At 62.9% G+C, this 12,392-nt stretch carries 14 protein-coding genes and 1 tRNA gene; 8 read left to right on the top strand and 7 right to left on the bottom strand.

The window, feature by feature from the left end:
* Together HYH08_RS30730 and chpT are read right to left on the bottom strand one after the other, a co-directional pair.
* Nucleotides 1-672, bottom strand: a 672-nt coding sequence (locus HYH08_RS30730) for an Hpt domain-containing protein (RefSeq protein WP_220013567.1), incomplete at its 3' end; no start/stop codon positions are given.
* 197 nt (nt 673-869) lie between these two features.
* Nucleotides 870-1,523: a histidine phosphotransferase ChpT gene (gene chpT, locus HYH08_RS30725; protein WP_220013566.1), complete on the bottom strand. Its 654-nt coding sequence runs from the start codon at nt 1,521-1,523 to the stop codon at nt 870-872.
* 229 nt (nt 1,524-1,752) lie between these two features.
* Here chpT and HYH08_RS30720 point away from each other — a divergent pair, with 229 nt between their 5' ends.
* Nucleotides 1,753-2,541 (top strand): 3'(2'),5'-bisphosphate nucleotidase CysQ family protein, encoded by a 789-nt coding sequence (locus HYH08_RS30720; RefSeq protein WP_220013577.1) that lies wholly within the window; start codon nt 1,753-1,755, stop codon nt 2,539-2,541.
* Here HYH08_RS30720 and HYH08_RS30715 read toward each other — a convergent pair.
* Nucleotides 2,531-3,016: a YHS domain-containing (seleno)protein gene (locus tag HYH08_RS30715; protein ID WP_220013565.1), complete on the bottom strand. Its 486-nt coding sequence runs from the start codon at nt 3,014-3,016 to the stop codon at nt 2,531-2,533. The genes HYH08_RS30720 and HYH08_RS30715 overlap by 11 nt on opposite strands.
* A gap of 138 nt (nt 3,017-3,154) precedes the next feature.
* On the opposite strand from HYH08_RS30715, the gene HYH08_RS30710 reads away from it, so the two are divergent.
* The 3 genes from HYH08_RS30710 (at nt 3,155) to HYH08_RS30700 (ending at nt 5,413) form a co-directional block, all read left to right on the top strand.
* Complete coding sequence (locus tag HYH08_RS30710; RefSeq protein WP_220013564.1) at nt 3,155-3,760, top strand: DUF1134 domain-containing protein; 606 nt, start codon at nt 3,155-3,157, stop codon at nt 3,758-3,760.
* Nucleotides 3,761-3,881: 121 nt separating this feature from the next.
* On the top strand, nt 3,882-5,180 hold the full coding sequence (locus tag HYH08_RS30705) for a coiled-coil domain-containing protein (RefSeq protein ID WP_220013563.1): 1,299 nt from the start codon (nt 3,882-3,884) through the stop codon (nt 5,178-5,180).
* A gap of 158 nt (nt 5,181-5,338) precedes the next feature.
* Nucleotides 5,339-5,413, top strand: a tRNA-Val gene (locus HYH08_RS30700).
* 33 nt (nt 5,414-5,446) lie between these two features.
* Here HYH08_RS30700 and HYH08_RS30695 read toward each other — a convergent pair.
* The gene (locus HYH08_RS30695; protein WP_220013562.1) at nt 5,447-6,040 is read right to left on the bottom strand and encodes a nitroreductase family protein; all 594 of its coding nucleotides are present in this window, start codon (nt 6,038-6,040) and stop codon (nt 5,447-5,449) included.
* Between the two features lie 173 nt (nt 6,041-6,213).
* Between HYH08_RS30695 and HYH08_RS30690 the strand changes: the two genes are divergently transcribed.
* A complete protein-coding gene (locus tag HYH08_RS30690) occupies nt 6,214-6,690 on the top strand; it encodes a hypothetical protein (protein WP_220013561.1) in 477 nt (158 codons plus the stop codon).
* 126 nt (nt 6,691-6,816) lie between these two features.
* Nucleotides 6,817-8,526, top strand: coding sequence for a glycosyl hydrolase family 17 protein (locus tag HYH08_RS30685; RefSeq protein ID WP_220013576.1), 1,710 nt, complete (start codon nt 6,817-6,819; stop codon nt 8,524-8,526).
* Nucleotides 8,527-8,578: 52 nt separating this feature from the next.
* Here the strand turns inward: HYH08_RS30685 and HYH08_RS30680 are convergent, their stop codons facing one another.
* A complete protein-coding gene (locus HYH08_RS30680; RefSeq protein WP_220013560.1) occupies nt 8,579-8,797 on the bottom strand; it encodes a DUF6894 family protein in 219 nt (72 codons plus the stop codon).
* Between the two features lie 192 nt (nt 8,798-8,989).
* On the bottom strand, nt 8,990-9,169 hold the full coding sequence (locus tag HYH08_RS30675; RefSeq protein WP_220013559.1) for a hypothetical protein: 180 nt from the start codon (nt 9,167-9,169) through the stop codon (nt 8,990-8,992).
* A 173-nt stretch (nt 9,170-9,342) separates the two neighbouring features.
* Here HYH08_RS30675 and HYH08_RS30670 point away from each other — a divergent pair, with 173 nt between their 5' ends.
* The gene (locus tag HYH08_RS30670) at nt 9,343-9,681 is read left to right on the top strand and encodes a hypothetical protein (RefSeq protein ID WP_220013558.1); all 339 of its coding nucleotides are present in this window, start codon (nt 9,343-9,345) and stop codon (nt 9,679-9,681) included.
* A 104-nt stretch (nt 9,682-9,785) separates the two neighbouring features.
* Nucleotides 9,786-10,310 (top strand): hypothetical protein, encoded by a 525-nt coding sequence (locus tag HYH08_RS30665; RefSeq protein WP_220013557.1) that lies wholly within the window; start codon nt 9,786-9,788, stop codon nt 10,308-10,310.
* Nucleotides 10,311-10,395: 85 nt separating this feature from the next.
* On the opposite strand, the gene ftsH is transcribed toward HYH08_RS30665, so the two are convergent.
* Nucleotides 10,396-12,198, bottom strand: coding sequence for an ATP-dependent zinc metalloprotease FtsH (gene ftsH, locus HYH08_RS30660; protein ID WP_228748176.1), 1,803 nt, complete (start codon nt 12,196-12,198; stop codon nt 10,396-10,398).
* Between the last annotated feature and the right edge of the window lie 194 nt (nt 12,199-12,392).

The raw sequence follows: 12,392 nt of genomic DNA, 5'->3' as shown, positions 1-12,392 counted from the left end.
GGCGGGAGCTTCAGCGGCCGGCGCGGGCTCAGCCTTGACCTCGGCCTTGACCTCGACCTTGGCGACCGGCGCGGGCACCGGGGCTTCGATCGCGGTCTCGCGGAAGGCGCGCTCGAGCTCGTCCAGCGAGACCTCGCCCGGACGCAAGGGCCGCTCCAGGGTCTGGTCGATCAGCGTGCCCTGGGTCATCTCCTTGGCGGGAGCAGGTGCAGGTGCGGCAACCGGTGCTTCCGGTACCAGCGGGGGCGCTTCGGCAACGGGAGCAGCGGCAGCGGCGCCTGCCGCCATTGCCGCCATGCCCTGCTCGACCATCGCTTCCAGCTTGTCGATGAGGTCGCGGTCGTTGCCCTCGGGCTCGGCTTCGGTGGCCTCGAGGCCGGCGAGGATTTCCTTGATGCGGTCGATCGAGGACAGGATCACCGTCACGGCCTGGCCGGTCACCGGCATGCCGTCGCGGAATTTGCCCATCAGCGTCTCGCCGGCATGCGCCAGCGCTTCGAGCCGGGGCAGGCCGAGGAAGCCGCACGTCCCCTTGATGGTATGAACCAGGCGGAAGATGTTATCCAGGATCTTGGCGTTGTTCGGCTCCTGCTCGAACTTCACCAGCTGATTGTCGACGGTGTCCAGGCTCTCGCTGGTCTCCGTCAGAAACTCCCGCAACAGATCATCCATGAAAACAGGCCTTCATACAGGGAGGGCGCACACGACTCGTGATGCGCCATTTCGGAATGGGGCCAGCTTCACCGCAAAGCGTTTAATAATGGTTGAGTATGTGCAAATGAGGGGAACCAACAAACAGATAAGGCGCTCCGGACAAGCCGAAGCGCCTCGTAAAGAATGCGTTAACGTCTCGAGCGCGGGCCGCGCGTCTACGAAGCGGCAATGATGATGGCTTCGCCTTCGGGTTTCAGCGTCACGGTGAGCCCGCAGGCCTGCGCCAGCAGCCGCGTATAATAAGGCTGGATCGCGTGCGCATCGGCGGCGGGGCCGCGTTCGCCGCTGAGCAGCTCGGAGATGTTCTGCGGCAGGCGCGCATTATGTCCGGTGGCGGTGATGCGGAAGCTCATGGTCTCGCCCTCACCGATCGGATCGATCGTCAGCATCCCGCCGCGCGGGATCGTGTGCTGGGACACCACCAGCATGTTGAGCAGCAGCTTGACGCGATTCTTCGGCAGCAGCAGCCGCGGCAGATTCCACGTGATCGAGCACTTGCCGTCCTCGATATGGCCCTTCGCCATGGTCTGGGCGTCGCCGAGGTCGATCTGCGCGCCGGACGAGCCGGCCGCGCCGAAGGCGAGGCGGCAGAACTGGAGGCGGGCGGAGGCCGTCTTGGCGCTCTTGCGGATCAGGTCGAGCGCGAATTCGCGATCTTCCGGCTTGGGGTCGTCGTCGAGCACTTCGAGCCCGTTGACGATGGCACCGACGGGGCTGATGAGATCGTGGCAAACCCGCGAGCACAGCAGCGCGGCGAGTTCGAGCATATCGGGAGCAGTGGCAGTCGCGGGCGACGAGGCGTCAGACATATAAAGGGGTCCTGGAGGGTTCCTGGAATTGCACGGCACTGGACGCCGCGAATCACGCATGCTTGACGGATGCTGCGGGTTCTAACATTCGCCAGCCTGTGGCAGCTAGCTTGGGATAGGTTCGAAGCGGCCATAAAGGGCTGCGGGCGAATCAATGGAGCGGGGAAGAGTTGCCGATGAATGAGGCACGCAAGTGAGGATCATCGACGCCAAGGCCGCATCCGGATTGATGGAGCCGCTCACCGCACTGATCGTGAAGGCAGGCGAAGCTATTCTCGGCATCAACCGCGGGGCGATGCGGGTCGACGGCAAGCAGGACGGCTCGCCGGTGACCGAGGCCGATCTTGCCGCCGATCGCGTCATCGTCGAGGGCCTTACGCAGCTTGCGGGCGACATCCCGACGCTGTCGGAGGAGCGGACCCATTTCGCCACGCCGCCGTTTCACGGCAGCTTCTTCCTGATCGATCCGCTCGACGGCACCAAGGAATTCGTCGCTGGCCGCGATGAATTCACAGTCAACCTCGCCCTCGTGACCGAGGGTGTGCCGCTGCTCGGCATCGTCAGCGCGCCCGCGCTCGGGCTGCTCTGGCGCGGCATCGTCGGCCGCGGCGCCGAGCGTGTGAGGTTTGACGGCGCGACCATCGGCGCCCCCGAGCCGATCCACACCCGCAGGCTGCCGGCACGGGGCGAGCCCTGGATCGCGGCGGTAAGCCGCTCGCATGGCGATCCCAGGAGCGAAGCCTTCATCGACGGCAGGCCCCACGCCGAACGAAAGACCTGCGGCTCGGCGGTGAAATTCGGCCGGATCGCCGAGGGCAGCGCCGACATCTATCCCCGCTTCGGGCCGACCTGCGAGTGGGACGTCGGGGCCGGCTGCGCGGTCGTGACCGCGGCCGGCGGCAAGGTCACCGACGACAAGGGCGGCGAGATCCGCTTCGGCCAACGGCAGGACACCGGCTTCATCATCCCGGCCTTCGTCGCCTGGGGCGATCCGCAGGCGGTAGGCACTACTGACTGAGCTGGTCCTGCAGCGCCGGCCAGCGCTTACCGACCTCATAGAGGAAGCGCTCGGGGTCGGCGGCGAAGGCATCGCGATTGGCTTCCCGGCTGAACAGATAAAGCCGCTGCGCCACGATCGTGAAGAATCGGGGATTGCCGGCAATGGTGACACCGCGGGCGATGTCGACCGGGTCGTAGCCGCCATACTGCGGGCCATAAACTTCAGGATGGGCCAGGAAGGAGGCCCGGTTGCCCTCGTTGCGGAAGCGCCAGACCGCGCCCCAGAGATTGGCTTCGAACTCGGCCGTGCCCTGAAGGGCCGCGCCGTCGACGAAATAGGCGACGGGATCGAACCCCTCGATGGCGACACCCGAGAAGCGGTTGACGACGATCCGCTCGGTGGTGGCCGCCTCGACCGGCAACCAGGAGCAGGCCATCCCAATGCCCGCCAGCAGGCAGATGCGGCGGCTGATCAAGGCAATTCCGGGGCGCAAAGGGCTATCTTCCTGCCGTTGTGCCGTCATAGTTGCTGCGGATAACATCCGAGTCGAGGGGACATCCGGCGCAACCTAGGACCGTGCCTGTTGGCGTCAGGTTAAGGAAGCGACGGGATTCGATACCAGGGGTTTTTTATGACTTTCGCATCACGCCTTGCTGCGCTCGCGCTTGCCGCGATGGTCGGCTGGATCGTGCCGGCTTCGGCCCAGCAGGCGCCGCCGCCCAATCTGCCGCCGCCGCAGCGAACCCCGACACCCAACACCTATGGGCCGGACGAGCTCGTCACCGCCGGCCACCGTTTCTTCGGCAACGTCTCGCGCGGGCTCGCCTCGATCATCGAGAAGGCAGTCAGCCAATGGGGCCTGCCGAACGGCTACATCCTGGGCGAGGAAGGCTCCGGCGCCTTCGTCGCCGGCCTGCGCTATGGCGAAGGCACGCTCTACACCAAGAACGCCGGGGACTTGCGCGTCTACTGGCAGGGTCCCTCGCTCGGCTTCGACTGGGGCGGCGATGGCGCGCGCACCATGACGCTGGTTTATAATTTGCCCGCCACCAACGCGATCTACCAGCGCTTCGCCGGCATCGACGGCTCGGCCTACATCATCGGCGGCTTCGGCATGACGGCGCTCACCGCCAACAACATCGTGCTCGTGCCGATCCGCTCCGGCCTGGGCTTACGCCTCGGTGCCAATATCGGCTATCTCAAATACACGCCAAACGCGACCTGGAACCCGTTCTAGCGCTTTCCTTCTCCCGCCTGCTGACGGATCAAGGTTAACGACAGAGCGGGGCTGGCTTTTTGCCGGCCCGCCATGGCATGGTCGTTGGTGAATCTTTCCTTAAGCTTGGGAGTTCTGGCCCATGGTCGAACCGATCATGTACCTCGCGATCGGTTTCCTGCTGTCGATGCTGTGCGGGCTGGCCATCGTGCCGCTGGTGCATAACCGCGCGGTCCGCCTGACCACGCGCCGGCTCGAGGCCGCCACCCCGCTGTCGATGGCCGAGATCCAGGCCGACAAGGACCAGCTCCGCGCCGAGTTCGCGATGTCGGCTCGCCGGCTCGAAATGAGCGTCGAGCAGCTCAAGAACAAGACCACGAGCCAGCTCGCCGAGCTCGGCAAGAAGAGCGATGCCATCAATCGCATGAAGATCGAGCTCGGGGAGAAGAACGCCACGATCTTCGCGCTGGAGGCGCGCGAGAAGGCGGTGAAGGAGCAGCTGCGCGCCACCGAAGAGGAATTCAACGCCAAGACCGAAGCGCTGCGCGCCGCCGAGATTGCGCTGAGCGACAAGCAGGCGGAGCTTGCCAAGATCAACTCCGAACTGTCCGACCGCTCGATGATGGCGGAGAGCCGCCAGGTCGAGCTGGTCGCCGTGCGCGCGCAGATCGAAGAACTCAAGAACCGCGTCGGCGACGCCGAGAAGGAATTTGCGGCGACCCAGGCGCGGCTGGCGCAGGAGCGCACCGAATCCGAGACCGCCACGCGCGAGCTCGGCGATGCGCGCGGCCGCGTCGAGAATCTGAGCCAGCGCGTCACCGACCTCGACCGCCAGCTGATGCTGCAGGTGAAGGAAGCCGAGATGCTGTCCGGACGCGTCGCCGACCTCGAGGGACGCCTTGCCACGCAAGGCAAGCTGCTGGCCGAGCGCGACTACGAGAACAACCAGCTCCGCCAGGCCAACGAGGCCTCCGAGCGTACCATCAAGGAGCTGCGCGTCGAGATCGCGGCCCTGAGTGGCGGCAAATCCTCGGCGGCCTTCGAGGCGATCCGCGCCGAGAAGGCCGCACTGGAGGAACAGCTCGGCATCGCCCGCGACGAGCGCGCAAAACTCCAGCGCGACATCAACGCGATCCAGCAGCAGGCAGAAAGCTCCTGGGCGACCGAGCGGATGGAGAACGCGCTTCTGCGCGAGCGCATCAACGACATCGCCGCCGAAGTGGCAAAACTCGCGATGCAGCTGGAAGGCCCGAACTCGCCGATCGAGGCGCTGCTGGCGGCCGAAGCCGGCCAGCCGCCGAAGCCGGCCCCGCGCCCCGCCAACGACGCCGCAACCCATGGCGCCGCCGCTCCCAGCCTGCCCGAAGGCGGCGGAACGCTGGCCGAGCGCATCCGCGCGCTGCAGGCCCACGCCTCCCGCGCCCGCCAGCAGGGCGCGTAAACGGGCCGAAACCCGGCCTCAAAGCCGGATGGGCCGATCGACGCAGGTTTTCAGGCCGCCGGGCCACCTCGAAACTTGACACCACCGGCCCGCACTTCTAAATCGCGGGCTTCAATGCACCGGCCGGCCAAAAGTCCGGCCGCTTGCATGATGGTCCCGGGCGCATAGCTCAGCGGGAGAGCGTTCCCTTCACACGGGAGAGGTCCAAGGTTCGATCCCTTGTGCGCCCACCATTTCCGCGCTTTGCAGACGACCAGCCTCCAGCATTACGAGAGCCAGGACAGGATGACAGGCGGTTTTCGTACGCCTGCCGGAAGCGGGCCTTTCGGCACGCCCACGATGATGGGAGCGACCGCCGCCCCGGCTTCCGGGATGCCCAACTCGCGCTTCACGTCCGGAGTGTTGAGGATACCGACGGCGAATCCGATGCAGCAGGTGCCATATCCCTTCGCGGTGGCCGCCAGCATCAGGTTCTCGGCCGCGAGCCAGCAGTCGGCTTCCACGAACGGCCCGCCTGCGGTGCAGCCGATGACGATCAGTGTGCCGGCGTCGTAGAAGATGTTGAATTCAGGATCGGACAAGACGGCAAGCGCTTGCGGCTCATGTCCTTCAAAGAACGACGTCGCCTGCTGTTGCGCGAGCAGCAGAGCCTTTGCCTCGTCCGAATATTTCCGCAGGCGTTCTCTATTCTGGATCACTGCAAAAGCCCACGGCTCGCGATGGACCGCGGTCGGGGCCTGAATGGCCGCATCGATCAGCTCTTCGACGACGTGCTTCTCGAGCCGTTCCGGCCCGTAACTGCGGATCGCTCGTCGATTCCGAATTGCACTGATCGTATCCAATTTTGTTTCGGTCAACATCGACGCCTCCTGTTGAACGAGCTCACAGTAGGCGTGACCGCGCGCTGAAGATTGAGCTGACGCAAAGTGAGGATTCCGGCGGCTGGTCCGACACCGACGCCTGGCTTTGATTCAGCGCAACAAAGCCGTCTGGTCCCCTGATAGCTTTCGCCGATCCAGTGAGGATTGGTCAAATGAAGCTACGAAATTGGTGCGCGATCCTGGCAGCCTCGGTGACGGCGGCGGCGTCTGTCGCAATTGCACAGCCCGACTTTCCGCCCTCCCCTAACGCAAAGTATACGCCTCGTCTGGTTGAGACCATGAACGCCGCGCAGAGTCAGCACCTGAAGCTCTGGTACGCCGGCAAGGCGAAAAATTGGGACCTGGCCAATTTCGAGCTACGTCAATTGACCGACAGCCTGGCCCAAGCCGCCATATTCTATCCCGGCATTCCAGTCAGCAACGTCACCACGATGAAAGATCCGCTGCTGTCGATCGCAGACGCCATTACGGCGGGCGACAGCAATCGGTTTACAGCTTCCATGCGTGGCCTGACCGACGGCTGCAACGCGTGCCACGCCTCGATGGAGCGAGGCTTCATTACCATTGGCATACCGACCGACCAGCGCCCGCCAGGAAATCAGATATTTTCGGTCCCGGGAAAGCATTAGCTCCCCGAGAGGCATCGGCGACGATCCGCAAAAACTCAAGCGAGCTATGCTGAGGCGCCCACAAAGGCGGCATGACACATGCATGTCGCACGCGTCGAAAACGGCGTCCGTGTCAGTCCAGGGCGAATGAAGCGAGTCACCTCCCATCACATGCCGTTGACGCTTCTGCTGGTGTCGCTGGTCACCATCGCCATAGCCTGGTGGTGGCTCGGCTTGCCGGTCGATCTGCCGCGCGCGCCCATCGATCCGAACAACAAGCTTCAATGCATATCATACGCCCCTTTTCGCAATCACCAGACGTCGCTTTCCCCGGCGACCCAAGTGTCGCGTGAGCAGATCGCGGAAGATCTCGCCCTGCTTGCCGGCGTATCCAATTGCGTCAGGACTTATGCGACGGATCTCGGCCTCGATCAGATCCCGGAGCTTGCAGCCAAGCAAGGACTGAAAGTCATTCAGGGCATTTTCCTCGACAAGGATCAGCAGAAGAACGCGATGCAGATAGCGACGGCCGTCCGCCTCGCGAAGCAATACCCCGAAACGATCATCGCGCTTGTCGTCGGAAACGAGACCCTGTTGCGCAAGGACATCACGGCCTCCGATCTCGCCGCCAAGATACGATCAGTCAAGGCGCAGGTCGCCGTCCCCGTCACTTATGCCGATGTCTGGGAGTTCTGGCTGAGCAACGCCGAACTTTATGACGCCGTCGATTTCGTCACCGTCCACATCCTGCCGTATTGGGAAAATGTGCCAATCCGAGCGGAAGCTGCCGCCGCTCATGTCGGCGCCATTCGCCGCCGGATAGCCTCGGCATTTCCAGGCAAGGAAATCCTGATCGGAGAAATAGGCTGGCCGAGCGCGGGACGAATGCGCGAGTCCGCCCTTCCCTCGCCGGTCAATCAGGCGCGGGTGGTCTCCGAAATCCTCGATCTGGCTCAGCGCGAGAATTTCCGGGTCAATCTGTTCGAGGCTTTCGATGAATCCTGGAAAAGGGAAATCGAAGGCACGGTTGGCGGGTCCTGGGGCCTTTTCGACGCCGCGCAGCGCCGCCTGAAATATCCGCCGGGGATTGCCATCAGCAATTTTCCAATGTGGAAGCTGCAGATGGGCAGCGGGATAGGGCTGGCAATACTGATATTCGGCGCGGCGTGGCTCTCGTTGCGCCGCAATTTTGGGAAGGCCGGGCTCGTGGCCTGGTTCGCGGTCGCGATATTGGCGACGGCATCGGGAATCTTGCTTGGAGTGGCCGCCCAAAAGATGATCGATGAGAGTTACGGAGCCGGTGGTTGGCTGCTCTGGGGTTCGCTCCTGCTGGCGGCAGGCGCTTCGCCGCTCTTTGGTGCCGCAGCCATCATGTCGGGACGTTCATCGCCCACCTTCCTGGACTTGTTGGGTCCGGGACTCTACCGAACTGGATCGATGCTCGCGATCCTGCACGGAGCGGTCTGGATCGCAACTGTCGTGATCGGCACGGCGACCGCGCTCGGCCTTGTATTCGATCCGCGCTTTATCGATTTTCCTTATGCCGCTCTGACCATGGCAGCAGCGCCCTTCGCGGCCGTGATGCTGGTCAATCCCGTCAACGGCGGGATTCGCCCTATGGCCGAGTCGATATACGCCGGCCTATTCCTGTTTGCAGCGATCTACATAGGGTTCAATGAGGGGCCGGCCAATTGGCAGTCACTGTGGACTTGCGCAGTGTATCTCCTGCTCGCCGCGACCCTGTGGCGGGTGCGCGTTCGACAGCAACGTGCGCCGTCGAACGAACATCGCCGCGATCAGCTTCGCGTTGAAAGCGCGTTTGAGCTGCCGGATCGGCAACTTCAGTACGATCGTTGATCTTACGCCCACATCTTCGGGAGCCGGCGCCAGTCAATATCCAAAGGCTCGATCAGATGCTTCGCGGGTAAACCTGCTCACGGTGAACTTCGCGGCCGCTTTCGTCGATGACGACGATCCGCAAGTCCGGATTGCCTGCCGGTCTATTCGTACGCACTTGGTCCGCCAACTGCTTGCTGTGCGCAATCGCAGCGCCATCACTGACCAGTTCAACGCCTGCCTTGTCCCGAACGGGAACACCGTCCCTCATGTCGAAATAGTAGGTGGGCATCGGCGTGATCCTGCGGCCCGGCTCAACAGGCTGAGAGCAAAGAAAAGCCGCCGAGGACTTTGGGGCGCGCGCCTCGGCGGCGACTTGGCAACGTAGTCTTCTTGGAAACGTAACCTTGGGGCAGCTACGCGAAAAAACCTAAACCGGCTCGCACCATCTCCACTTGATCGGGATCAAAGGTGGCTCGACCCGTTATCGGGATCTGGTATCGCGCGCCAACTCACCTGTCGCGCCGTTGACCAAGTGAATTCTCGTACAGGCCGGACAATTCACCACCATAATCGCTGCATCCTCTTTTTTCGAGGACGGCTCGGCGACGAAGTGTTGAACGTTCATCCCGGTGTTGGGACAGCGGAACAGGATATTGGACATGGTATCTCCGTGTCCCTTACCTCTTCCCTGGCCGCCGCCAGATCAATTCGGGAAGATCACTTAGGTGTCACACCTCAGTGGTATTTTGACACCACCCTCGAGCGGAACCTGATATCGCCGGAGCGTCCCTTGGGTGGTAACATTTAACGGTTACGCGTAACGGGGAGCGCGCCATGCACCGGTATGTCGCCCGGGCCAATGTCGACCACTACCTAGGTATTCTGAAAGATGCCACGCTCACGATGCAGCAACGGAGCACGACAACGTTGCTGCTCGTCGCCGAACTGGACAAGCTGAGCAACGATGCCGAGCACCTCGAGTTTGCCGAGAGCAAAGTTGCAGTCAGCCGGCAACAGGTCGCGCAGGCGGCATCCGTCCGCGACTCCCTCGCTGCGGGCACGCCGCAACGCCAAGAGGCAGATCGGCACTTGATCCATCTCGAGAACGTTCACACTCTGCTCGACGATTTCTGTCACCGCTTGCGAAACCAGGTCGGGCCACGCCCGGAATGACAACGAACGCGGCGCTTGGCGCTGACATGTGGCGATGTCCCTTTGATGGACATCAACATCCGCCACGGGCTCGCAGGTATGGTTAGCCAAAACAGGAGCTGGCCATGATCGGAATTACATTGACGGCGGATCAGATTTGCAACGCGCCAATCGAGGTGCGACGCTGGATCGAGCATGAAGTCATCACCGGCCTTCGCCTGGCACCGAAAGCGTCCGCTGCGTCGGAGGCGCATTCATACCGTCTGGCTATCTGCAGTGAAGACGATATGGCTGCGGTCTTCGGCCGGTTGCGCGGAATGCCTGTCGCGCTGAGCGTGCTGTTCGAGTTCAGGCATCCCGGAATCTCCTTCGGAAACCCGCCGGTAAAGAGCTTTCGGTTGATGGACATATTGCATAACAGCAAGCTGGAGAGCATCGACCAGGTGATGATCGGCCTGGGTGCCATCAGCTCGGCTCTGGCCGAGCTGCGCGGCGATGCCGGCGCACGCTTCTGCGACTTCGACAACGAAGGACATTGTTTCGTGGCTCCGGAAACCCAGGCAAGCATCGCCAAATTGTGGCATGACGTCGTGATCAGCCAGCAGTCGGCCGATGCTCGTCGTGATCCCCTGATGCACGCCGTGGGCTGACGCGCGGGCGCGCTTTCGGCAGCATATTCGGGTTGCCGGGCCGGGTCACGGCGGTGCCGACCCAACAAACACAGCCGGGCCTCGTTCACGCGGCGACCGGCTGGCTTCTTTCGACGCCCTTGGCGAGCAGCGGCGTAAACTGCTCTGCCGTCACGGTTTCATTGGCAATCAATAGTTCGACGCCGGCGTCGAGGTCGGCACGCCGCCGCTCCAGAATATCGCGAGCACGGCGATCACCCTCCTCGATCAGGTTTCGGACCGCGAGATCAATCTCGCGGCCGGTCGCTTCGGCGGCGACGACGACCGCATCCTGAGCCGCGAGAAATGCCCGAGGTTTGGGTGCATAGGTGCGCTGCCCGACCACCTCGTCCATACCGTATTTGGTGACCATCTCGATGGCGACTTCGGTGGCGCGTTGAAGATCGTCGGCAGCCCCGGTCGAAATCGCGCCGTCGAAGATCAGACGCTCCGACGCCCGCCCACCCATCAGCACCGCGATGCGGTTCTTCAGCTCCTCGATCGTCAGCAGGAACCTGTCTTCGGTCGGACGCTGAATGGTGTATCCGAGCGCACCGATCCCGCGCGGTATGATCGAGACCTTCTGCACCGGATCGACGCCGGGGAGGCTCGCCGCCACGAGGGCATGCCCCATCTCGTGATAGGCGACCCTGCGTCGTTCGTCCTTGCCGAGCACCCTGCTCTTTTTCTCGACGCCGGCGACGATCCGCTCTATCGCGGTCACGAAATCACCGAACGAGACCTCGTCACCGCCCCGCCGCGTCGCGGCAATTGCGGCTTCGTTGACGAGATTGGCGATGTCGGCTCCGGTAAAGCCGGTCGTGAGGCCAGCCACCTTGTCGAGATCGACCCCATCACCCATGCGAATCTTGCGGACGTGCACCTTGAGAATGGCGATGCGCCCGGTCTTGTCCGGGCGGTCGACGAGGACCTGCCGGTCGAATCTTCCCGCCCGCAGAAGCGCGGGATCCAGAATTTCGGGACGGTTGGTTGCGGCCAGCAAGATGACCCCGGCGCTGGGGTCGAAGCCGTCCAGCTCCGACAGGAGCTGATTGAGGGTCTGCTCCGTCTCGTCATGACTCGAGAACGACAGCGGTCCCCGGCTGCGTCCGAGCGCATCGAGCTCATCGACGAAAATGATGCAAGGAGCAGCCTTGCGGGCCTGCTCAAAGAGATCGCGGACGCGCGCCGCGCCCACCCCGACGAACATCTCGACGAATTCAGAGCCCGAGATCGAGAAGAATGCAACACCGGCTTCTCCGGCTACGGCGCGGGCGAGCAAAGTCTTTCCCGTTCCAGGCGGCCCAACCAGCAGGATCCCTTTCGGGACGTGGGCGCCGAGGCGACCGTAGCTCTTGGGATCCTTCAGAAACGAAACTACCTCCTGGAGCTCGAACTTGGCCTCATCGACGCCTGCGACATCCGCGAACGTGACCTTGATGTCTTTCTCGACATAGACCTTGGCACGAGACTTCCCGATCGCCATCAGGCCTCCAAAACCCTGGCGGCCGCTCACGCTACGCCCGAGCCAGAACCAGATGATGAAGAAGAAGACCACCGGCAAGATCCAGGACAGAAGGCTCTGAAGGAAGCCGCTTCCAGGAACGCCGGTCACGGTCACGCCCTTGGCCGCGAGCTTTTCGGCGAGCGCCATGTCAACCCGTGCGGTCACGAACGCCGATTTGCCGCTTGGAAGCTGGTCCTTCAATTTCCCTTGAATGGAATCTGGACCGACGGAGACTTCGGCCAATTTTTCTTGGCTGAGTAACTGCTCGAACTGGCTATAGGGGATGGTCTCTATCGTCTCGTAGGTCTTGACGATGAATTGCAGAACGACGAGCAGCATGCCGCCAGCGAAAATGACAGCCATCGTTATGGCCTGATTTCGCGAGACCTGATTGGGTTCCACCTGGCGTCTCCTCGTTCACGTCAACCGCAAAATGTTAGTTCGCAACAGCGAGGTGCGCTTGATTCAGGTCAACGCAGCCTTGGCCCTCCCTGAGAAGGTCTTGCGTGGCGCGTCGCTCCTTGCGGACGCAGGTCAAGCGCTCATACGTGAAACGT

The organism is Bradyrhizobium sp. BR 10289 (assembly GCF_019455385.1).
Classification (GTDB): Bacteria; Pseudomonadota; Alphaproteobacteria; order Rhizobiales; family Xanthobacteraceae; genus Bradyrhizobium.
The sequence above is the reverse complement of the archived record's forward strand: the minus strand, read 5'-3'. Positions and strand labels throughout refer to the sequence as shown.